This window comes from Pseudomonas sp. DTU_2021_1001937_2_SI_NGA_ILE_001, assembly GCF_032463525.1.
Classification (GTDB): Bacteria; Pseudomonadota; Gammaproteobacteria; order Pseudomonadales; family Pseudomonadaceae; genus Aquipseudomonas.
On record NZ_CP135971.1, the window covers coordinates 4,820,519 to 4,842,551 of the forward strand.

At 62.5% G+C, this 22,033-nt stretch carries 20 protein-coding genes and 1 pseudogene; 13 read left to right on the top strand and 8 right to left on the bottom strand.

All coding sequences use genetic code 11. From position 1 onward, the window contains the following. Window position 1: 1 nt before the first annotated feature. The 4 genes from RRX38_RS21075 to yaaA form a co-directional block, all read right to left on the bottom strand. Complete coding sequence (locus RRX38_RS21075) at window positions 2-1,174, bottom strand: alginate biosynthesis protein Alg44 (RefSeq protein ID WP_315960544.1); 1,173 nt, start codon at window positions 1,172-1,174, stop codon at window positions 2-4. 40 nt (window positions 1,175-1,214) lie between these two features. Beyond that, window positions 1,215-2,696 carry a mannuronan synthase gene (gene alg8, locus RRX38_RS21080; protein WP_410524840.1) on the bottom strand — a complete coding sequence of 494 codons (1,482 nt, stop codon included), beginning with the start codon at window positions 2,694-2,696 and terminating at the stop codon, window positions 1,215-1,217. A gap of 123 nt (window positions 2,697-2,819) precedes the next feature. Next, complete coding sequence (locus RRX38_RS21085) at window positions 2,820-4,136, bottom strand: nucleotide sugar dehydrogenase (RefSeq protein ID WP_315960545.1); 1,317 nt, start codon at window positions 4,134-4,136, stop codon at window positions 2,820-2,822. A gap of 821 nt (window positions 4,137-4,957) precedes the next feature. Beyond that, on the bottom strand, window positions 4,958-5,737 hold the full coding sequence (gene yaaA, locus RRX38_RS21090; RefSeq protein WP_315960546.1) for a peroxide stress protein YaaA: 780 nt from the start codon (window positions 5,735-5,737) through the stop codon (window positions 4,958-4,960). A 164-nt stretch (window positions 5,738-5,901) separates the two neighbouring features. Between yaaA and RRX38_RS21095 the strand changes: the two are divergent. The 5 genes and pseudogenes from RRX38_RS21095 to moaE all read left to right on the top strand — a co-directional run. Then, a pseudogene (locus RRX38_RS21095) lies at window positions 5,902-7,065 on the top strand (polysaccharide deacetylase family protein); the annotation flags it as partial. A 432-nt stretch (window positions 7,066-7,497) separates the two neighbouring features. Beyond that, complete coding sequence (locus RRX38_RS21100) at window positions 7,498-8,892, top strand: PhoH family protein (RefSeq protein WP_295471342.1); 1,395 nt, start codon at window positions 7,498-7,500, stop codon at window positions 8,890-8,892. Between the two features lie 101 nt (window positions 8,893-8,993). Further along, window positions 8,994-9,476, top strand: coding sequence for a cyclic pyranopterin monophosphate synthase MoaC (moaC, locus tag RRX38_RS21105; protein ID WP_295471340.1), 483 nt, complete (start codon window positions 8,994-8,996; stop codon window positions 9,474-9,476). Continuing rightward, on the top strand, window positions 9,473-9,718 hold the full coding sequence (locus RRX38_RS21110; RefSeq protein ID WP_295471339.1) for a MoaD/ThiS family protein: 246 nt from the start codon (window positions 9,473-9,475) through the stop codon (window positions 9,716-9,718). The genes moaC and RRX38_RS21110 overlap by 4 nt, the downstream gene beginning before the upstream one ends. Before the next feature lie 2 nt (window positions 9,719-9,720). Next, window positions 9,721-10,170, top strand: coding sequence for a molybdopterin synthase catalytic subunit MoaE (gene moaE, locus RRX38_RS21115; RefSeq protein WP_315960547.1), 450 nt, complete (start codon window positions 9,721-9,723; stop codon window positions 10,168-10,170). Window positions 10,171-10,279: 109 nt separating this feature from the next. Here the strand turns inward: moaE and rhlB are convergent, their stop codons facing one another. Then, entirely contained in the window at window positions 10,280-11,764 is a 1,485-nt protein-coding gene (gene rhlB, locus RRX38_RS21120; protein WP_315960548.1) for an ATP-dependent RNA helicase RhlB, read from the bottom strand. A gap of 125 nt (window positions 11,765-11,889) precedes the next feature. Continuing rightward, window positions 11,890-12,546, bottom strand: coding sequence for an alpha/beta hydrolase (locus RRX38_RS21125; RefSeq protein ID WP_315960549.1), 657 nt, complete (start codon window positions 12,544-12,546; stop codon window positions 11,890-11,892). A gap of 486 nt (window positions 12,547-13,032) precedes the next feature. On the opposite strand from RRX38_RS21125, the gene RRX38_RS21130 reads away from it, so the two are divergent. From RRX38_RS21130 to RRX38_RS21165, 8 genes are all read left to right on the top strand, one after another. Next, window positions 13,033-14,061 carry an amino acid ABC transporter substrate-binding protein gene (locus RRX38_RS21130; RefSeq protein ID WP_295471333.1) on the top strand — a complete coding sequence of 343 codons (1,029 nt, stop codon included), beginning with the start codon at window positions 13,033-13,035 and terminating at the stop codon, window positions 14,059-14,061. A 73-nt stretch (window positions 14,062-14,134) separates the two neighbouring features. After that, window positions 14,135-15,316 (top strand): amino acid ABC transporter permease, encoded by a 1,182-nt coding sequence (locus RRX38_RS21135; protein ID WP_295471331.1) that lies wholly within the window; start codon window positions 14,135-14,137, stop codon window positions 15,314-15,316. A 10-nt stretch (window positions 15,317-15,326) separates the two neighbouring features. After that, on the top strand, window positions 15,327-16,424 hold the full coding sequence (locus RRX38_RS21140; protein WP_295471329.1) for an amino acid ABC transporter permease: 1,098 nt from the start codon (window positions 15,327-15,329) through the stop codon (window positions 16,422-16,424). A gap of 10 nt (window positions 16,425-16,434) precedes the next feature. Continuing rightward, window positions 16,435-17,199 carry an amino acid ABC transporter ATP-binding protein gene (locus RRX38_RS21145; RefSeq protein ID WP_295471327.1) on the top strand — a complete coding sequence of 255 codons (765 nt, stop codon included), beginning with the start codon at window positions 16,435-16,437 and terminating at the stop codon, window positions 17,197-17,199. Between the two features lie 182 nt (window positions 17,200-17,381). After that, window positions 17,382-18,641 carry a CynX/NimT family MFS transporter gene (locus RRX38_RS21150; protein WP_410524841.1) on the top strand — a complete coding sequence of 420 codons (1,260 nt, stop codon included), beginning with the start codon at window positions 17,382-17,384 and terminating at the stop codon, window positions 18,639-18,641. A gap of 66 nt (window positions 18,642-18,707) precedes the next feature. Then, entirely contained in the window at window positions 18,708-19,199 is a 492-nt protein-coding gene (locus RRX38_RS21155) for a nuclear transport factor 2 family protein (RefSeq protein ID WP_295471324.1), read from the top strand. Beyond that, on the top strand, window positions 19,192-19,494 hold the full coding sequence (locus RRX38_RS21160) for a GIY-YIG nuclease family protein (protein ID WP_295471322.1): 303 nt from the start codon (window positions 19,192-19,194) through the stop codon (window positions 19,492-19,494). Before RRX38_RS21155 ends, RRX38_RS21160 begins: the two co-directional genes overlap by 8 nt. A 53-nt stretch (window positions 19,495-19,547) precedes the next feature. After that, window positions 19,548-20,483 (top strand): glutathione S-transferase family protein, encoded by a 936-nt coding sequence (locus tag RRX38_RS21165; RefSeq protein ID WP_315960551.1) that lies wholly within the window; start codon window positions 19,548-19,550, stop codon window positions 20,481-20,483. Window positions 20,484-20,530: 47 nt separating this feature from the next. Here RRX38_RS21165 and RRX38_RS21170 read toward each other — a convergent pair whose 3' ends face one another. Both RRX38_RS21170 and yejK read right to left on the bottom strand, forming a co-directional pair. Continuing rightward, a complete protein-coding gene (locus RRX38_RS21170; protein ID WP_295471318.1) occupies window positions 20,531-20,881 on the bottom strand; it encodes a glutaredoxin family protein in 351 nt (116 codons plus the stop codon). A gap of 4 nt (window positions 20,882-20,885) precedes the next feature. Further along, window positions 20,886-21,887, bottom strand: coding sequence for a nucleoid-associated protein YejK (gene yejK / locus RRX38_RS21175; RefSeq protein WP_315960552.1), 1,002 nt, complete (start codon window positions 21,885-21,887; stop codon window positions 20,886-20,888). Window positions 21,888-22,033 lie beyond the last annotated feature (146 nt).

Genomic DNA, 22,033 nt, shown 5'->3' on the forward strand with positions numbered 1-22,033 from the left:
GTTACAGACCTGCAGCCACGGCTTTATCGACCAGCCAGTTCATGGACGGGCCACGGTCGCTGACCACTTCCACTGGGCGGCCGATCAGCGAGCTGTTTAGCGACTCGTCAGGCTTGATCTGCACGCGGATGTCGGTGGACAGGTCTTTGTCGGTCAGGTTGGTGCTGCTGATCACGCGACCGGTGCGCACCTGGTCTTCGCCAGCGATCTGGAAGCTCACCGCAGTACCTGGCTTGACGTCGCGGAACTGGCGGTAAGTGAAGCGTGCTTCGACGGTGGCCGGGGTATTGCGGGGCACCAGCTGGAAGATCACCTGACCCTTGGCGGCGTACTGGCCGTCGGCGACCAGCTGGCGGGCCACGACGCAATCGCATGGGCTGGTCAGGGTGCCGCTCAGTTGCTTGCCGTACAGCTCTTCGATTTTCGTCGGCTGCAGGTCGTCGCCGGTCAGGCCGCCCTTGAGCAGTTCCAGCATGTTGGTATCGAACGAGGCCAGCGGCGCGCCTTTCTCGGCCACCTGGTTGACCGGGATGAGGCTCTTCACGGTGCCTTCGCGCGGCATGGTCACGTCCATGCTCGGTACGGTGACCAGGCCGGCGGAAGCGTGGCTGACGAAGTACAGGTCGTAGACGGTCTTGGCGATGAAGCCGAAGGCGCCGATACCGACCACGAAGATCCCCAGGCTGAAGCCCACGGCACGCACGCGGCCGAAGAAGCCCATCGAGCTGTCGCCGCCCTTGTTCTTGCGCGCCTTGGTGAAGTTGTCACGCTGCAGGGTCGCCAGCACTTCGCCCATGCTGACCAGGTCGCCGGCCAGGTGCGAGGTGATCAGGTGGCGCAGGGTGGAGATGTCCTGGGCGTCGAGATTCTGGAATTGCGTGCCGACACGGCCGGTCTTGCTGTCGATGGTGCGGATCTGCAGTTCGACATCCATGGACAGGCCGAGGTTGTCGATCAGGAACTGCAGGCGTGCCTTGACGATCTCGCCGACGCGCAGCGCCGCCGGGTCGGGCGCGACGAAGCTCAGGCCACCGGCTGACAGGTCTTCGACCTTGACCACCGGGGCGTTTGGCGCACCGTTGAGCAGGCGCAGCTTGGCAGGCAGCTTGACCCGCGCATGCTGGCGCTGGGCTTCGGATTCATGCACGACATTGGCGTTCACGGCTGTATTCATGGTGAGTTTTCCTGATTGATCGATTGATTCAGAGGACCGGTCAGACCATGGTCAGCAGCACGGCGACAAAGATGCTGCCGGCTGAAAAGGTCATGGTTCGGGACGACCAGGTGTTGAACCAGCCTTGGAAGCTGGCCATGTCGCGGCTGAGTTTGGTGTCCTGGCGAGTCCAGGACTGGCGGTCGAGGCGGAAGAACACATAGATCTTCATCAGCGCGCCGACGATCTGGTTGTAATAGAGAATCACCGGATAGGCCGGGCCGATGCGGTGCCCCGAGCAGGACAGCAACAGGGTCAGGATCAGGCGGGTGATGCCGATCCACAGCAGGTACATCAGCAGGAACTGGCCGCCGTACTTGACGCTGGCGATGATGGCCACGGTCAGGCCGAGGATCGAGGTCCACATCGACACGCGCTGGTCGAACAGCACGATGCTGGTGAACAGCCCCAGGCGACGGATACCCAGCCCCAGGGCCCGGGAGTTCTGCCGCAGGTTGTTGCCGTACCAGCGGTACATCAGCTTGCGGCTGGCCTTGAAGAAGCTTTTCTCCGGCGGGTGCTCCACGGTGTTGATCGCGGCGTCCGGCACGTAGAAGGTGTCGTAGCCCAGGCGCATCAGGCTGAACCAGCTGGACTTGTCGTCACCGGTCAGGAAGCGGAAGGTGCCCAGGCGCCAGTGGTGCAGCGAGTCGGCTTCGACGTCGGCGATGAATTCCGGGTCGGTGACCACGGTGGCGCGGAACATCGACATGCGCCCGGTCATGGTCAGTACGCGCTTGGACAGGGCCATCGAGCACATGTTGATGTGCCGCTGGGCGAAGCGCAGCTTGTGCCATTCGCTCATGACGTAGCCGCCCAGTACTTCGCAGAATTCGTTGGTGGTCAGGCCACCGACGTTCGGGAACAGGTGGAACCATGGCACCGTCTTGGTCACCACGCCTTCGTTGAGCACGGTGTCGCCGTCGATCACCGCCACCACTGCACGCTCGTCGGGCATGTGCCGGGAAATGGCGCGGAAGCCGTAGGCCAGGCCGTCACGCTTGCCGGTACCGGGAATGCGCACGAAGTCGAGGGTGACGCGGTCTGGCGGATTGAGGCGTTCCCACAGGCTCTTGACCAGCAGTTCGTCGGACAGCTCCACCAGCGAGCAGACCACGGTGGTCGGCAGGCCGCAGTTGATCGCTTCCTTGATGACCGAGCTGTACACCTGGGCGGTGGTCGAGGCATCGATACGGAAGCTGGTGACCATCAGGAACACGTGCGACGGATCGGCGTCCTTGCCCAGCTTGCGCACCTTGCGGCGCAGGTGGGGGTAGACGATGTAGAGGAAAATCATGCCGCGCACGAAATGCGTGGCACCCATCGAGTAGCGCCAGATGCCGACGATACCGATGAGGAAAATGAAGTTCTTCGATTGCGAATCGAAGATGCTGGTTGGCAGCGCAGTGATCAGCGCACCCAGCAATGTCAGGTAAAACAGCCAACCGGCGGCCTGCAGAAGGCCGTTCTTGAGCCTGTCCATCAAAGAATCCTTCGGAAGAGTTGCAAGGTTCAAGCGGCAAGCCGCGAGTCGGGAGCCAGTGGCTCCGGACCCGGGCTTGATGCTGACAACTTGAAGCTTGTCGCTTGCAGCTTGCCGCTGGGTTTACCAGCAGATGCCTTCGGCGCGGCCGTGCTCGTGGGTCGGCTTGGACATGAAGCCCACCAGGTCGACGACACGCTTGCCTTCTGGCGCCTTGTCGGCCAGGGCGCGGAAGCGCTCGTCACCGTTACCGAGGATGATGACGTCGGAGTTGTTGATGACTTCGTCGAAGTCGGCGTTGAGCAGGGACGACACGTGAGGAATCTTCGATTCGATGTAGTCCTTGTTCGCACCGTGAACGCGGGCGTATTCGACGTTGCTGTCGTAGATGCTCAGCTCGAAGCCCTTGCCGATCAGCATCTCGGCCAGTTCAACCAGCGGGCTTTCACGCAGGTCGTCGGTACCGGCCTTGAAGCTCAAGCCCAGCAGGCCGACCTTGCGGGTGTCGTGGCTGGCGACGATGTCGAAGGCGTTCTGTACCTGGGAAACGTTGCTGCGCATCAGCGAGTTGAGCAGTGGGGCTTCCACGTCCAGGCTGCTGGCGCGGTAGGTCAGGGCACGAACGTCTTTTGGCAGGCAGGAACCGCCGAAGGCGAAGCCTGGGCGCATGTAGTACTTGGAGAGGTTCAGTTGCTTGTCCTGGCAGACCACTTCCATCACTTCACGACCATCGACGCCGACGGCCTTGGCGATGTTGCCGATCTCGTTGGCGAAGGTCACCTTGGTGGCGTGCCAGACGTTGCAGGTGTACTTGATCATTTCGGCGACGGCGACGTCCTTGCGGATGATCGGCGCGTCGAGTTCTTCGTAGAGGGACTGCAGCAGGTCACCGGAGGTCTTGTCGAATTCCCCGATGACGGTCATCGGCGGATGGTCGTAGTCCTTGATCGCGGTGCTTTCACGCAGGAATTCCGGGTTGACCGCCACGCCGAAGTCGACGCCGGCCTTCTTGCCCGAGCAGTCTTCCAGGATCGGGATGACCACGTTGGCGACGGTGCCTGGCAGCACGGTGCTGCGCACCACGACGGTGTGGCGCGAGGCCTTGTCGCGCAGCACGTAACCGATTTCACGGCAGACCGATTCGATGTATTCCAGACCCAGATCGCCGTTCTTCTTGCTTGGCGTGCCGACGCAGATCATCGACAGGTCGGTGTCGCGGATGGCTTCGGAGAAGTCGGTCGTACCGCGCAGTTTGCCGGTGCGGATACCTTGTTCCAGAAGTTCGCCCAGACCGGGTTCGACGATGGGGGACTTGCCGCTGTTGATCAGGGCGATCTTGTCGGCGGAGATGTCCACGCCCACTACATCATGACCCCGTGCAGATAGGCATCCGGCACAGACTGCACCGACATAACCCAAACCAAAAATGCTGATACGCATCGCACTCTCCTCGATTGTTCACGCCATAAGTTGGCTGGATATAAACTTTGGCCAGCAGCTGCCACACGTCACGCAGCGACGGCTTATTTAAGCCGTGCAACTAACGGAGGCATGTTTAATAGGTGAGTTGCCGAATAGGGCGCCGCTCACTCAACTGACATCAAATACGAACGGCAAGTATCCGGCCCGAGCGGGCGGGGGTCTTGCTCTGAGATTTGTGTATCACCTTGCGAAGGCGCTCAGCAGCCCATGTGATCAGAAAACCCTTGATTCAGAGCCTCGGGCATTGCTGTCTTGTCCTGTCTGGAGCATTCCTTCGACACACGTCATGGTCAGATTAACCAACTTTGGTGTGATTCCTTATTCGATGCACAACAGCGATTTGTTAGTAGTCTGCAATGTCATCGAACGAGTCCGGTAATAACTTCATCAGCTTCTCTTCCTTGTGTAAGCCATCGCCTACATGAAGGGCGAGAATTGTTACGCGATGTAGGAGCCTGGGTGTTACGAAATAGTTCCGGGCCGCTCGTCCTCTTTTTGGGAATTTTTCACATCGCGGCGCGCGTCGAGCTAGTTGCAAAATGATGGCAGATCTGGGAGGCGCCCTTGTGTGGCGGGGGTTTTCGCTAGTTGGATGCTTAGTTGCCAGCATCGGAGTAGGGCAGGATGCCAGCTTGTAAAAAAATCGTTTTTTTTTGCGGAACTCGGTGAACGTTACATGTTGATGATGGAATTGACTTGTTTATGGCGCCAGAAATACGGCGAAGCGTTACAGCGAGTTGACAGCGGCCGGCGCAGCGAGGGGCTGCACCGGCCGACGATCAGGCGTCGGGGGTATCGCGCAGGAATACCAGCTTGTCGGGCGAGGACTGTTCGGCACTGTAGTAGTAGCCCTGCACGTCGAAGCGCTTGAGCGCCTCGGGAGAGTCGATGCGCTGGTCGATCACGAAGCGGGCCATCATGCCGCGGGCCTTCTTGGCGTAGAAGCTGATGATCTTGTACTGACCGTTCTTGAAGTCTTTGAACTCGGTGTCGATGACCCGGGCCTTGAGGGCGCTGCGCTTGACCGCCGAGAAGTATTCGGTGGAGGCGAGGTTGAGCAGCAGGTCGTCACCCTGTGCGGCCAGCGCCTGGTTCAGCCATTCGCTGATTCGCGTGCCCCAGAAGGCGTAGAGGTCCTTGCCGCGGGCATTGGCCAGGCGGGTGCCCATTTCCAGACGGTAGGGCTGCATCAGGTCCAGGGGGCGCAGCAGTCCGTACAGGCCCGAGAGCATGCGCAGGTGCTTCTGCGCGTAGTCCAGGCCAGCGTCGTCGAGGGTTTCGGCGTCCAGGCCGGTGTACACGTCACCCTTGAAGGCCAGCAGCGCCTGCTTGGCGTTGTCCAGGTCGAAGGCCGGCGTCCAGCTGCCGAAGCGCGCGGCGTTCAGGCCGGCCAGTTTGTCCGACAGGTGCATCAGTTCGCCGATCTGTGCGGGCGTGAGTTCGCGCAGCTGGGCGATCAGTTCCTGGGAGTGGTCCAGGTACTCGGGCAAGGTATGGCGCGTGGTGGTCGGCGGGGTTTCGTAATCGAGGGTCTTGGCGGGCGAAATCACCATCAGCATGGCAGGCTCTCCTGGAATCGTCGGGGGATTCTAGGGGCTGACGATGGCTGACTCCAGCTATGAAGGTCATAGCCACGCTACCTTCCTGACACATGAAGCGGGCGTCGAATCGGCTATAGTGCCGCGTTGAGCGGATTCGGAAGCATGTCGAGGGAGCATTGGGTTTGCGTATCGTTCTGGCTGTTTGCGCGTGTCTGGTGGGGTTGAAGGTGCATGCGGCGGTGCCGGATGTCGCCTTGGTCGATCGCAGTATCTGGCCTGAGCGCCTCGAAAGCCCGGTGCTGTTCGACGTGGCATCGCGCGCGGAAATTCTTGGCTTCGCGCATGCCTTGTGGCTCAGCGAGCAGCAGAGCGAAGAGGCGCTGAAGGCGCGCCTGGGGCTGCGCTACATCAATATGGCGTCGATCAACCTGATGCGTCATCGCCTGTGGGTACGTCTGGTCGAGAATTTCCGTCAGGCGCGCAAGAGCTGCACCGAGGACGCCAACTTCTGCGTGTACGCCCAGGACATGGAGCAACTGCGCCAGCGTGCCGAAGAGTTCAATATCGCCCCCGACTCCTTCTATGCCGCCTGGAGCGAGCCCAGTGCGCTGTTCCATCGGCGCTACCTGGATGAGCTGTTGTACAAGGCGGCGTTGTTTCCGCAGACCAGCAGCGAGATCGCCCGCTACAACTCTGACGAAATGAGTGGCGACGAGCTGCCCGACCGGACCTTCATGCTCAACTTCGAGGGCGGCCCCAGCGCGGCCAATGGCGATACCGACTGGCTGGCCGATTTCATGCGCCAGCAGAAGATGACCGCCACCTTCTTCGTCCAGGGCAAGTTGTTGCAGGAGCGCCTCGACGCCAGTTCGCCCGCTGCCCTGCAGAATCTCTACCGCCAGCAATGCGTGGGTATCCAGGGCTGGGAGTACCGCTCGCACAGCCAGTGGCGCGACTGGCAAAGCTCGGTACAGCGCAGTGCCGAGCTGGTCGAGCGAGTGCTGCCGGACAACATGGTGCCGCTGTTTCGGCCGCCCTATGGGCATCGTCGACCGGACAGTGGCGAGTTCTTCCGTGCCCACAACCTGCGCGTCTCGCTGTGGACCATCGATGCCCAGGACAACCTGGGGCGCCTGAGTTCGGCGCAGATCAGCGACCGGGTGCAGACTCTGATGCTGCTGTGGCGGCGTGGCACGGTGGTGTTCCACGACTCGGGCTACCGCGCGCAGTCAGCCTTGCCGCTGCTGCTGGCCAACAGTGCGCAGAGCGAGTTGACCTGGGAGGACTGTCGCAACCTGTCGCGGCTGCAGGATCCTGAAGAAGACGAAAGCGTGCCGGAGGACGAGTTGCCGGACGACTCGCAAGAGCCGCAGCAGATGCCGGAGGAGGAACAGCCTGCCCAGGACGGGGCGCAGCCGGTGCAGCGGGTGGAGCCCAGCCAGATGCAGATGCAGGGCGCCGAGCAGGGCCCCGGTGAGGAAAAACCGGAGCAATCGGAAACGGTCAATTAGCGAATGTAAACGCCTTGGCAGGGCGCGCCAAGGGCTTTTCGTCATCCTGTGAAATAAACTTCAAAAAACTGTCAAAGAGCTTTTTTCTGTCATCTGTTTTGCGGTATTACCTGAGGCAGACCGCCGAAACCTGCAACACAGGTGGCGTCACACAAGACCCATCTTGAGCTCCCGCTGTCCTGCCACAAGGACAGCACCCGGCGGCCTTCCCGTGGCGCGGGATCGCATCGATCCCGCGTCGCCAGGCATCTACAAAGGTGAGCGAGTATGGATGACCACGGACGCAGCCCTTCCAATAACCAGCCAATCCTTTACGTGCTCGATACCAATGTATTGATCCATGATCCAAATGCCCTGCTGAACTTCGAAGAACACCACGTCGCCATTCCCATGACCGTCCTGGAGGAACTGGACAAACTCAAGGATGGCAAGCATTCGGTCGCCGCCGAGTGCCGCCAGGCCATTCGCCTGATCGACAAGACCCTGGGCGAGGCCTGCCCCGAGGATGTCGAGAAGGGCGTGCCCATCGACCGCGGTACCGGAATCTTCAAGGGGCACCTGTCGATTCTGATGAGCCGTCACGACGAACCCAACAGCCCGCTGCCTGAACACCTCAACGATAACATCATCATCAACCAGCTCATCGACCTGCATGCGCGTAACAAGGAACGCGACGTGGTGCTGGTCACCAAGGACATCAACATGCGCCTGAAGGCGCGTGCCTGTGGCATCGCCGCCGAAGACTACAGCACCGACCAGCTGGTCGATGACGTATCGCTGCTGTCGCGCGGTTATCACGAACTCAGCGGTTCGTTCTGGGAGCGTGTCAACAAGGTCGACACCCGCCAGGATCATGGCCGTACCTGGCACCGGGTGCAGCTCAACGAGAACCTGCCTTCGGTACACATCAACGAGTTCATCATCGATGAACAGGGCTTCGTCGGCTGGGTCAAGGGCGTGCGCAACGACGAGCTGATCATTCTCGACATGCATCAGGAGCCGTTGCTGCATCAGGAGGCGTGGGGGCTGAAGCCGCGTGATATCCACCAGGCGCTGGCGCTGTTCGCGTTGCTCGACCCGGATATCCACCTGGTCAACCTGTCCGGTGCCGCCGGCTCCGGCAAGACCATCCTGGCCCTGGCCGCCGCCATCGAGCAGACCATGGTCACCAAACGCTACCGGCGCATCATCGCCACCCGCAGCGTGCAGGGGCTGGACCAGGAGATCGGCTTCCTGCCGGGTACCGAGGCGGAGAAGATGGAGCCCTGGCTGGGGGCCATCACCGACAACCTCGAAGCCTTGCACATGGAGGACGAAAACACCCACGGCAGCGTCGACTACATCCTCAGCAAGGTGCCGCTGCAGTTCAAATCCCTCAACTACATCCGCGGGCGCAGCTTCCAGCAGAGCCTGATCCTGATCGACGAATGCCAAAACCTCACGCCGCACCAGATCAAGACCATCATCACCCGCGCCGGTGCGGGCTCGAAGGTCGTGTGCCTGGGTAACCTGGCGCAGATCGACACCCCCTACCTGTCGGCCACCAGTTCGGGGCTGACCTACATGACGGAGCGCTTCAAGGACTTCCCCAACGGCGTGCACATCACCCTGCAGGGCGTGCCACGTTCCATCCTCGCCGAATACGCCGAGAGCCACCTGTAAGCGGCAAGCCGCAGGCCGGAGCCTTACCGTCCGGCCTGCGGCTGGTAGCTTGTCGCTCGTCGCTTGCCTACAATCCTCACTCCTGTTCCGGAGTGAAGGCTGTGCTGACTCATCTCGATTCCCAAGGCCATGCCAACATGGTCGACGTCACCGACAAGGCCGTGACCTTCCGCGAAGCGGTCGCCCAGGCGCGTGTGCGCATGCTGCCCGCCACCCTGCAGATGATCGTCGCCGGTGGCCACCCCAAGGGCGACGTATTCGCCGTGGCGCGCATCGCCGGCATCCAGGCGGCGAAGAAAACCAGTGACCTGATCCCCCTTTGTCATCCGCTGATGCTCACCGGCGTCAAGGTCGAGCTGCGCGCCGATGGCGACGACGCGGTGCTGATCACCAGCCGTTGCAAGCTGGCCGGGCAGACCGGTGTGGAAATGGAAGCGCTGACCGCCGCCAGCGTCGCGGCCCTGACGATCTACGACATGTGCAAGGCGGTGGACCGCGGCATGGTCATCGAAGCGGTGCAACTGCTGGAAAAGCTCGGCGGCAAGAGCGGCCACTTCATCGCCGGTCAGGAGTCCCAGGCATGAGCCTTACCGTGCAGTATTTCGCTCGTTACCGTGAAGCGCTGGGACTCGATAGCGAAGAGCTGGCTGCCTCTTTCGCCAGCCTCGCCGAGGTGCGCGAACACCTGCTGGCACGCGGCGCTGCCTGGCAGGTGCTGGCCGAGCCCGGCCTGATGTGCGCGCGTAACCAGGAGCTGTGCTCATTGGCCGAGCCCGTGCAGGACGGCGACGAGCTGGCATTCTTCCCGCCCGTGACCGGAGGCTGAGCATGGTCGTGAGGGTGCAGCAGGCGCCGTTCGACGCCGGTGCCGAGGTCAATGCGCTGCACGCCGCCAACCGTGGCGTCGGGGCGGTGGTCAGCTTCGTCGGCTATGTGCGGGATTTCAACGATGGCAATGCGGTGTCGGGGATGTTCCTGGAGCACTACCCCGGCATGACCGAGAAGGCCCTCGGGCTGATCGTCGAGCAAGCGCGTGAGCGCTGGCCGTTGCTGGGGGTCGAGGTGCTGCACCGCGTCGGCCAGCTGGAGCCTGGCGAGCCTATCGTCTTCGTCGGCGTGACCAGTGCACATCGCGGCGCTGCCTTCGAGGCCTGTGAGTTCATCATGGATTACCTGAAGACCCGCGCGCCCTTCTGGAAGCGCGAAGACACCCCTGCCGGCCCGCGCTGGGTCGACGGCCGCGCCAGCGACCAGCAGGCCGCCAAACGCTGGGAATAGCCTCGCCAGGCATCTGGCTGAAGCCCGTGCGTTCGGTCTGACGTTGCGTGGCTCGGCAAGCGGCGTCAGCCGCGAACAGGCCGGTCCTGCCGGCCCATTTCCATTCCGCTCAGGAGCGCTGGCGTACCACTGGGCGCAGCAGTTCGGTGGGTGGCATCTCGCAGCTGATCTTGCGCCCCAGCTTCTCTTCGATGGCTGGCAACTGGTAGGAGTCGTCTTCGCCGGCAAAGCTGATCGACACGCCATCGGCGCCCGCACGGCCGGTACGGCCGATTCGGTGCACGTAATCGTCGGGCACTTCGGGCAGGGTGAAATTGATCACATGGCTGATGCCGTCGATATGAATGCCGCGACCGGCCACGTCGGTGGCCACCAGCACGCGGATCTTGCCTTCCCGGAAGCCTTCCAGGGTCTTGATGCGCTTGTGCTGCGGCACGTCGCCGGACAATTGCGCGGCATTCACGCCGTCGCGTACCAGACGCTCTTCGATGCGCCGCACTTCGTCCTTGCGATTGGCGAAGACCATGACCCGCTCCCAGCCATTGTCGTTGACCAGGTTGTACAGCAGCTTGTACTTGTCGGCCGAGGCCACGGCATATACATGCTGCTCGACGTTCTTGTTGGCCACGCCTTCGGCTTCGATCTCGACGATGGCCGGGTCGACGGTCCACTGGCGTGCCAGGTTCATCACGTCGTCGGTGAATGTGGCAGAGAACAGCAGGGTCTGGCGTTCGCCCTTGTAAGGGGTCTGGCGGATGATCTGGCGCACCTGCGGGATGAAGCCCATGTCGAGCATGCGGTCGGCTTCGTCCAGCACCATGACCTCGACCATGTCCAGGTGCACTTCGCCGCGCTGGTTGAAATCCAGCAGGCGGCCTGGCGTGGCGACCAGGATGTCGCAGAAGCGGGCTTCGAGCTGTTTGAGTTGCTTGTCGAACTCCATGCCGCCGACGAAGGTCATGACATTCAGCCCGGTGTAGCGGGTCAGCGCTTCGGCGTCCTTGGCGATCTGTACCACCAGCTCGCGGGTAGGCGCGATGATCAGTGCTCGCGGCTCACCCATGTAGCGTTCCGCCGGGGGCGGGGTCTGCAGCAGCTGGGTGATGGTGGAGATGAGGAACGCGGCGGTCTTGCCGGTGCCGGTCTGGGCGCGACCGATGGCGTCCTGGCCCTTGAGGGTGTAGCCCAGTACGCCGGCCTGGATCGGTGTGCAATACGGGAAGCCGAGGTCGTGGATGGCGTGCATCAGCTCGGGGGCGAGCTTGAAGTCGTGGAAACGGGTCTTGCCTTCCTGTGGCTCGACGACGAAGTCCTCGAGCTTCCAGGTGTCTACAGGCTTGGATGCCCGCTCACGGCGCGGGCGGGGCTGCGCCGGTTTGTCGCTCCTGGCTTTCTCGGTTCTTTCGGTCTTGGCCGTTTTATCGGCCCTGGGCGCACGCGGGCGTTCGGGCTCGCTGGCCTTCGCCACTGGCGCTTCAGGGGCGGCTGGCGGGGCAGGGCGGTCTTCGCGGATCACGGCGGCGGATGTTGTCGGAGCAGGCTCGAATGGCTCGGCGGCGCTTTTTCCGAACATCTTCTTGAGTGCTTTGAGCACGGTCTTCTCGTCAATTGGTCAAGGAATGTACGCCCAGCAGTGTAAAGCAAGTTGCTGGCTCGGCGTAGTGGCATGCAAACCTGGCTACAGGCTGCCTGGCGAAGCGGTCCAGGCAGCCTGTGCTGTTACCGCAGCCTGTCACTCAGCCAGGTGCGAATGTCGGAAATCTCCTGGGGTAACACTTGGTGGCCCATGGGGTACTCCTGCCACTCCACATCGACGCCCAGCGACTTGAGGTATTCATATGCGGTGCGGCCCATGGCATTGAGCACCACTTCGTCGTGGTAGCCATGCAGGCAATATGCCGGAATGCGCTGCTGGCTGGCCGAGAGGGTCATGGTGTCGGTGAAGGTCGGCGCATAGGTCGATAGCGCCAGGACTCCGCCCAGCGGACCCTGCCAGCGGCGATAGGCGGTGTGCAGCACCACAGCGCCGCCCTGGGAAAAACCGGCCAGGAAGATGCGCGCCGGGTCGATGCCGCCGTCGCGCTGGGCTTCGATGAGGTCCATTACGGTCTGTGCCGACACCTCCAGTTCGTCATGGTCGATGGCCCGTGCCGGACTCATTGCCTTGATGTCGTACCAACTGGGCATCTGATAGCCGCCGTTGATGGTAACGGGGCGATGGGGCGCCTGGGGTAACACGAAGCGTGTACTGCTCAGCGACTCCTGCAGGGCTTCGGCAACCGGCTCGAAGTCATGGCGGTCGGCACCCAGGCCGTGCAGCCAGATCACACAGGCGTCGGCCGGGCGGGAAGGTTCCAGGATCAAGGGTGTGGTCATGTGTGCTCCATATATGTGCGCAGCGTTTCCGAGCGTGCATTCAATGAGTGCGTGTTCGGCGCAGTTGCTAGAAAATCTGAACGAAGATGTCGCAAGGGTACAAGTTTTGAACTTGACCTGCCGGTTTGTCGAATCAGCTCCCAGTATGGTACGCGGTTTGCTATGCAAGACGCGGAGTCAGAGCGCTCACATCGACCGGTAACACTATTGCGCCATTATCACCGACGTCGAAGGCAAAGCGGGAATCCCAGCTACAGGATACCCGTACGATTCAGTCCGCAACTCAGGCTGCGGAACAATCAGGGAGCTTCGGTCCGCGGGACTGAGGGTAACGGTTACAGGCGGGTGCCAGGGATATCCTGAGCCCCTCATGGACAGACCCAACGTCGCATGACCCAAAAAAAAGCCAGCACGGGTCATTGATGCCTCACAAGGGTGCGACGTGACTGAGGCTCCAAACAACAAAGAGCAAACCGGAGGTTATGAATGAAGATGTTGAAATCCACCCTGGCTGTAGTGACCGCTGTAGCCGCACTGGGCGTAACTGGTGTGGCCAATGCCGGCGCGACCCTGGATGCCGTACAGAAGAAGGGCTTCGTACAGTGCGGCGTCAGTGACGGTCTGCCAGGTTTCTCCGTTCCGGATGCCAAGGGCACCATCACCGGTATCGACGCGGACGTCTGCCGCGCCGTGGCCGCTGCCGTATTCGGCGACGCCACCAAGGTCAAGTTCAGCCAGCTGAACGCCAAGGAGCGCTTCACCGCCCTGCAGTCCGGCGAGATCGACGTGCTGTCGCGCAACACCACCTGGACCAGCTCGCGTGACTCGGGCATGGGCCTGGTCTTCGCTGGCGTGACCTACTACGACGGCATCGGCTTCCTGGTGAACAACAAGCTGGGCGTGAAGAGTGCCAAGGAACTGGACGGCGCCACCATCTGCATCCAGGCCGGTACCACCACCGAGCTGAACGTCTCCGACTACTTCCGCGCCAACGGCCTGAAGTACACCCCCATCACCTTCGACACCTCCGATGAAAGCGCCAAGTCGCTGGAAAGCGGCCGTTGCGACGTACTGACCTCCGACCAGTCGCAGCTGTACGCACAGCGCAGCAAGCTGGCCAGCCCTGACTCCTACATCGTTCTGCCGGAAGTGATCTCCAAGGAGCCTCTGGGCCCGGTCGTGCGTAAAGGCGACGAAGAGTGGTTCTCCATCGTCAAGTGGACCCTGTTCGCCATGCTCAACGCCGAAGAAGCCGGCATCACTTCGAAGAACGTCGAAGCCGAAGCCAAGAGCACCAAGAACCCTGACGTCGCCCGTATGCTGGGTGCCGACGGTGAGTACGGCAAGGACCTGAAGCTGCCGAAGGACTGGGTCGTCAAGATCGTCAAGCAGGTCGGTAACTACGGTGAAGTGTTCGAGCGCAACCTGGGCGAGAACACCCCTCTGAAGATCAAGCGTGGCCTGAACGCCCTGTGGAACAAGGGTGGCATCCAGTACGCTCCACCAATCCGCTGATATGACCCTGCGCCCGGCCGCCTGAACAGGCCGCCGGGCGTTCTGTACTGTTCCATCTCTTCCGGGGCATTTCATGCAAAACAACATCGACGCACCCAAGCAAAGGCTCACCCTGAGCGACCCCAAAGTGCGCGCCTGGCTATTCCAGATCATCACCGTCGTGGCGGTGGTCTCCCTGGGCTGGTTCCTGTTCGATAACACTCAGAACAACCTGGAGCACCGCGGAATCACTTCCGGCTTCGGTTTCCTGGATCGCAGCGCAGGCTTCGGTATTGCCCAGCACCTGATCGACTACACCGAGGCGGACAGCTACGCCCGGGTCTTCCTGATCGGCCTGCTCAATACCTTGCTGGTGTCTTTCATCGGCATCGTCCTGGCGACTCTGCTGGGCTTCATCATCGGTATCGCACGTCTGTCGTCCAACTGGATGGTCAACAAGCTGGCGACTGTCTATGTCGAAGTCTTCCGTAACATTCCGCCGTTGCTGCAGATCCTGTTCTGGTACTTCGCGGTGTTCCTGACCCTGCCGGGTCCGCGCGCTGCGCATGGCTACTTCGACATGTTCTACGTCAGCAGCCGCGGCCTGAACATGCCCAAGGCGCTGGCCGCCGAAGGCCTGACCCCCTTCTTGGTCAGCGTACTGGTGGCCATCGTCGCCACTGTGTTCATGAACCGCTGGGCCAACAAACGCTTCGAACTCACCGGCGAACCGTTCCACAAGTTCTGGGCCAGCCTGGCCATCCTGATCGTGGTTCCCGGCCTGAGCATGGCGCTGTTCGGCGTTCCCGTGCACTGGGAAATGCCCGAGCTGCGTGGCTTCAACTTCGTTGGCGGCTGGGTGCTGATTCCCGAGCTGCTGGCCCTGACCCTGGCTCTCACCGTCTACACCGCGGCGTTCATCGCCGAGATCGTACGCTCGGGTATCAAGTCGGTCAGCCATGGCCAGACCGAAGCGGCCCGTTCGCTGGGCCTGCGCCCCGGCCCGACGCTGCGCAAGGTGATCATTCCCCAGGCCCTGCGGGTGATCATTCCGCCGCTGACCAGCCAGTACCTGAACCTGGTGAAGAACTCTTCGCTGGCGGCCGGTATCGGCTACCCCGAGATGGTCTCGCTGTTCGCCGGTACCGTACTCAACCAGACCGGTCAGGCCATCGAGGTCATTGCCATCACCATGAGCGTGTACCTGGCAATCAGCATCAGCATCTCCCTGCTGATGAACTGGTACAACAAGCGCATTGCGCTGATCGAGCGGTGAGGAAACGCGCATGAGCACACATATTTTCAAACCCAACCTGGCGCCGCCCAAGACCACCGTCGGCGTGGTCGGCTGGATGCGCTCGAACCTGTTCTCGAGCTGGTTCAACACCCTGCTGACGCTGTTCTCGCTGTATCTGGTGTGGCTGATCGTACCGCCACTGATCAGCTGGGCCATCCTGGATGCGAACTGGAGCGGCACCACCCGCGCCGACTGTACCAAGGCTGGCGCCTGCTGGGTGTTCATCGAGCAGCGTTTCGGCCAGTTCATGTACGGCTACTTCCCCAGCGAACAACGCTGGCGCGTCGACCTGACCGTGATCCTGGCCATCGTCGGCGTCGCCCCGCTGTTCATCAAGGCCATGCCGCGCAAGCTGGCCTACGGCCTGGTGTTCCTGGTGGCTTATCCGATCATCGCCTTCTACCTGCTGCGTGGCGGCGCGTTCGGCCTGACCCCCGTGGCGACCAGCCAGTGGGGCGGCCTGATGCTGACCCTGGTGATCGCCACCGTGGGCATCGTCGGTGCCTTGCCGCTGGGTATTCTGCTGGCGCTGGGGCGGCGTTCGAACATGCCGGCGGTGAAGGTGGTCTGCGTGACCTTCATCGAGTTCTGGCGTGGCGTGCCGCTGATCACCGTACTGTTCATGTCTTCGGTGATGCTGCCGCTGTTCCTGCCTGAGGGCATGAACTTCGACAAGCTGCTGCGGGCGCTGATCGGCGTGATCCTGTTCCAGTCGGCGTACATCGCCGAGGTGGTGCGCGGTGGCATGCAGGCCATTCCCAAGGGCCAGTACGAGGCCGCTGCGGCCATGGGCCTGGGCTACTGGCGTGCCATGGGCCTGGTGATCCTGCCGCAAGCCCTGAAGCTGGTCATTCCCGGCATCGTCAACACCTTCATCGCCCTGTTCAAGGACACCAGCCTGGTGATCATCATCGGCCTGTTCGACCTGCTCAACAGTGTCAAGCAGGCTGCGGCCGACCCGACCTGGCTGGGCATGGCCACCGAAGGCTATGTCTTCGCGGCCCTGGTGTTCTGGATTTTCTGTTTCGGTATGTCCCGCTACTCCATGCATCTGGAGCGCAAGCTGGACACTGGCCACAAGCGTTAGGAGTTTCGTGATGAGTGAAGCAGTCAAAAAGCCTCTGGGCCCTGAAGGCATGATTCGCCTGGAAGGTGTCCACAAGTGGTACGGCCAGTTCCATGTGCTCAAGGACATCAACCTGAACGTCCGTCAGGGCGAGCGTATCGTGTTGTGCGGGCCGTCCGGCTCGGGCAAGTCGACCACCATTCGCTGCATCAACCGCCTGGAAGAGCACCAGCAGGGTCGGATCATCGTCGACGGGACGGAGCTGACCTCCGACCTGCGGCAGATCGAGACCATCCGCCGCGAGGTGGGCATGGTGTTCCAGCATTTCAACCTGTTCCCGCACCTGACCATTCTGCAGAACTGCACCCTGGCTCCGATGTGGGTGCGCAAGATGCCGAAGAAGCAGGCCGAAGAGATCGCCATGCACTACCTGCAGCGCGTGCGTATTCCGGAGCAGGCCAACAAGTATCCAGGCCAGCTGTCCGGTGGCCAGCAGCAGCGTGTGGCGATCGCCCGCGCCCTGTGCATGAAGCCCAAGATCATGCTGTTCGACGAGCCGACCTCGGCACTCGATCCGGAAATGGTCAAGGAAGTACTGGACACCATGGTCAGCCTGGCCGAAGAAGGCATGACCATGCTCTGCGTGACTCACGAGATGGGCTTCGCCCGCACCGTGGCCAACCGCGTGATCTTCATGGACCGTGGCGAAATCGTCGAACAGGCCGCGCCTGACGACTTCTTCGACAACCCGCAGAGCGACCGCACCAGGCTGTTCCTCAGCCAGATCATCCACTGATCGGCCGAACCTGCAGCGTAGAAGAACCGGGCCTGGCGCCCGGTTTTTTTATGCCTGGCGCAGGGGCCTCGGGTGTACGCCGGGGCCAGGCAATTGCGCTGAACCTTGTCAGCCGCCGCCTTCTCCAACAGGATAGCTGCCCCCCTTACTGCCCGAGGGGCCTGACTGTTCCTGAGGATTCAATGACTGCCCAGCTTCCCCGCCAGCCCGATCACCCGTCCAGCCCGGACGCAAGCCAGACATCCGACCCGGCCAAACCCGGCGTCAGCGCGCGGCGCAGCGGGTTGTTGCTGCTGGGCCTGGTGCTGGTGGCGCTCAACTTGCGGCCGGCGTTGTCGAGCATCGCGCCGCTGCTCAACGATGTTTCCGCCGCCCTGGGCCTGTCGGCCGCCGAGGCGGGCTTGCTGACCACGCTGCCCGTGCTGTGCCTGGGGCTGTTCGCACCGCTGGCGCCGCTGTTGGCGAGACGTTTCGGCAGCGAGCGGGTGGTGCTCTGGGTGCTGCTGTTGTTGGCCAGCGGCGTGCTGCTGCGCAGTAACCTGGGGGCGTTCGGGCTGTTCGCCGGAAGCCTGGTGGCAGGCGCCTGCATCGGCATCATCGGCGTGCTGTTGCCGGGCATCGTCAAGCGCGATTTCCCTCACCAGGCCGGCACCATGACCGGTGTCTACACCATGGCTTTGTGCCTGGGCGCGGCCACGGCGGCGGCCAGCAGCGTGCCGTTGAGTCAGGCGTTCGGCGACCTGTGGACGGTCGGCCTGGGCTTCTGGGTCGTCCCGGCTGTACTGGCTGCAATGGTCTGGTGGCCGCAGGCGCGCAGCGCCCATGCCCTGCAGCAGGACCGCTACCGGGTCATCGGTTTGTGGCGTGACCGCCTGGCCTGGCAGGTCACTCTGTACATGGGGCTGCAGTCATCGCTGGCCTATATCGTGTTCGGCTGGCTGCCCTCGGTACTCATCGATCGCGGACTGGCCCCGGCGCAAGCCGGCCTGTTGCTGTCCGGTTCGATCCTCGTGCAACTGGTCAGTGCGTTGAGCGCACCTTGGCTGGCCACCCGAGGCAAGGACCAGCGGCTGGCGATCATCCTGGCCATGCTGCTGACCCTGGCGGGCCTGTTCGGCTGCCTGTATGCGCCGCTGCAGGGGCTGTGGGGCTGGGCCATTCTGCTGGGCCTGGGGCAGGGCGCGGCATTCAGCCTGGCCTTGGCGCTGATCGTGCTGCGCGCGGGCAATTCGCAAGTCGCCGCCAACCTGTCGAGCATGGCTCAGGGTGTGGGCTATACGTTGGCGTCCATGGGGCCTTTCGCCGTGGGGGTGGTGCATGACCTGACCGGCAGTTGGCAGGCCATCGGCTGGATCTTCGCCTTTCTGGGCTGTGGTTCGATGATCGCCGCGCTGGGCGCGGGCAGGGCGCGCCAGGTACAGGTCAGCTGTGAAAAGGTCTGATATGCCCCATGACAAATGCTGGCCTACTGCTTATCGTGCTCGGATCCCATTCCCGCGAGTCATTCCATGAGCGACGATCCGCAAAGCCAGGCCAACGCCGACCTCATCACCGCTTTCTACCAGGCCTTCGCGCGCCTGGATGCCGAAGCCATGTGCGCCTGCTACAGCGACGACGTGCTGTTCAGCGACCCGGTATTCGGTGAATTGCGCGGCGCACAGGCCAAGGACATGTGGCGCATGCTCACGTCTCGGGCCAAGGAATTCTCCGTGCGTTTCGACCAGGTGCAGGCCGACGCACATACGGGTTCGGCGCACTGGGTGGCGACCTACCTGTTCAGCCAGACCGGCAACACCGTGGTCAACGACATCCAGGCGCGTTTCGTGTTGCGTGACGGCAAGATCGTCGAGCACCACGACCACTTCGACCTGTGGCGCTGGTCGCGCCAGGCCTTGGGTACCAAGGGGCTGCTGCTGGGCTGGACGCCACTGGTGCAGAACGCCATCCGTGCCCAGGCGCAAAAGGGTCTGAAGGCCTTCTCCGGGCAACGCAATGCCTGAAAGCCTGGCCACGGCCGATGGCAAGCCCTGGTTCGTGTATCTGGTGCGGGCGGCCAACGGTTCGTTGTATTGCGGTATCAGCGATGATCCGCAGCGGCGTTTCGCCGCGCACCAGAGCGGCAAGGGCGCGCGATTCTTCCGCGCCAGCCCGGCGGTGGCCCTGGCCTACGTGGAGTCCTGGCCCAGCAAGGGCGAGGCGCTGCGCCACGAGCGGATGATCAAGAAGCTGCGCAAGAGTGCCAAGGAAGCCCTGGCCCGTTCCGACTGGCAGGCGAGCGTCGCGCTACCCGCCTGAGTCAAGGGCGGGCGGCTACTCTGTGAGTTTGCCCATTCTTCAAGAGGTGACCGATGTCCGAACTGATTCTGCACCATTACCCCGCTTCGCCCTTTGCTGAAAAAGCCCGCCTGATGCTCGGTTACAAGGGCCTGTCGTGGCGTTCGGTGTTCATCCCGCCGGTGATGCCCAAGCCCGATCTGATGGCCCTGACCGGTGGCTACCGCAAGACGCCCGTCTTGCAGGTGGGCGCGGATATCTATTGCGACACCGCGTTGATCGCCCGCCGTCTGGAACAGGAGAAGGCCATTCCGGCGCTGTTTCCCCAGGGTCAGGAATTCGCTGTTGCGGGCTTGGCAGCCTGGGCCGATGCCACGTTGTTCCAGCATGCGGTGAGCCACATATTCCAGCCCGAAGTGCTGGCCGCGCGTTTCGCCAAACTGCCGCCCGAAGCGGTCGAGGCCTTCAAGGTCGATCGCGCCGGGCTGTTCAGTGGCGGCACCGCTACACGCCTGCCGCTGGAGCAGGCCAGGCACCAATGGCCGGTGTTCATGTCGCGCCTGGACCAGCAGTTGCAGCGTAATGGCGATTTTCTGTTTGGCGAGCCGTCCGTCGCCGACTTTGCTGCCGCCCATTCGCTGTGGTTCCTGCGTCAGACGCCGCATACCGCGCCGGCCGTGGATGACTACCCGAACGTGGCCGCCTGGCTGAAGCGGGTCGAAGGCTTCGGCCACGGGGCCTTGACGCCGATGAGCAGTGCCGAGGCTATCGAAGTGGCTCGTAATACCACCCCAGTGGCTGTGCCTGTGGAAACCTTCACTGACCCTAACGGCTTCGCCGTGGGCGACCGGGTGGCGATTGGCGCTATCGACTATGGTGTCGATGCCGTGGAAGGGGAGCTGGTCTTCGCCGGCACCGAAGAATTGATTCTGCGCCGCGAAGACCCGCGGGCCGGCACCGTGCACGTGCATTTCCCGCGCCTGGGCTTCCGTATCGAAAAGCGCGGCTGAGCCGACGCCGGGCGGGCAGGCTGGCCCGAGCCTGCTCCTGGCCCCCTTCAGCGCAGCGCGTTCTCGACCTGCTCCGGGCTGAAATCGCGCAGCAGCCTGCCATTGACGTCGAGTAGCGGAATGCCGCGCCCTCCCAGGGCTTCGTAGGCCTGACGGCCTTCCTGGGAGGTTTCGATGTCGTAGTCGCGGTAGGCGATGCCCTTGCTGTCGAGCCAGCGCCGGGTCTGCTTGCAGTAGCCGCACCAGGACGTGGAATACATCACCACCCGGGCCTGGCTGTAGCGCTGCGCATCGGCCTCATCGGGCGGGTCGATGAGGTGCTCGATGCGTCCCCAGTTCTGATAGGTCACCACCACCAGCAGGATCAGGGCGACCTTTTTCAGGGTTCGCTGCAGCATGCGTTCAGCGGCGCTTCAACTGGTCGGTAAGCTGGGTGGGCAGGCCACGGATGATCAGGGTGCCGGCCTCCTCGTCATACTCGATGCGCTCACCCAGCAGGTGCGCCTCGAAGCTGATCGACAGGCCTTCGGCGCGGCCGGTGAAGCGGCGGAACTGGTTGAGGGTGCGTTTGTCGGCCGGAATCTCCGGCGACAGCCCGTAATCCTTGTTGCGGATGTGATCGTAGAAGGCCTTGGGGCGTTCTTCGTCGATCAGCTCGGAAAGTTCTTCCAGGCCGATGGGCTCGCCCAGCTTGCTCTGGCTGCTGGCGTAGTCGACCAGGGCCTTGGTCTTTTCACGGGTGGCCTCTTCGGGCAGGTCTTCGCTCTCGACGTAGTCGCTGAAGGCCTTGAGCAGGGTACGGGTCTCGCCAGGGCCGTCGACGCCTTCCTGGCAGCCGATGAAGTCGCGGAAGTACTCCGAAACCTTCTTGCCGTTCTTGCCCTTGATGAACGAGATGTACTGCTTGGACTGCTTGTTGTTCTGCCACTCGGAGAGGTTGATGCGCGCGGCCAGGTGCAGCTGGCTGAGGTCCAGGTGCCGCGAGGGGGTCACATCCAGCGAATCGTTGACCGCCACGCCTTCGCTGTGGTGCAGCAGGGCGATGGCCAGGTATTCGGTCATGCCCTGCTGGTAATGGGCGAACAGCACATGGCCGCCGGTGGACAGGTTGGATTCTTCCATCAGCTTCTGCAGGTGCTCGACCGCGATGCGCGAGAACGCCGTGAAGTCCTTGCCGCCATCCAGATACTCCTTCAGCCAGCCGCTGAAGGGGTAGGCACCGGATTCACCGTGGAACAGGCCCCAGGCTTTGCCTTGCTTGGCGTTGTAGCTTTCGTTCAGGTCCGCCAGCAGGTTTTCGATGGCCGCGGACTCGGCCAGTTCGCTGTCACGGGCGTGCAGCACAGCAGGGGTGCCGTCGGGTTTCTTGTCGATCAAATGGACGATGCAATGACGGATCGGCATGGAGGTCTCGGCTGAAAAGGGTGAAAAGCAATGCAGTCGGCAAGTGTACCGCAGGGCCGGGATAAATGAGGTGACCTGGTGATTTTTCGAGCGGTAAAGAATTTTTTACGGTTTTTTTCGCCGCAGAGCCCGCAAAACCGGACCAA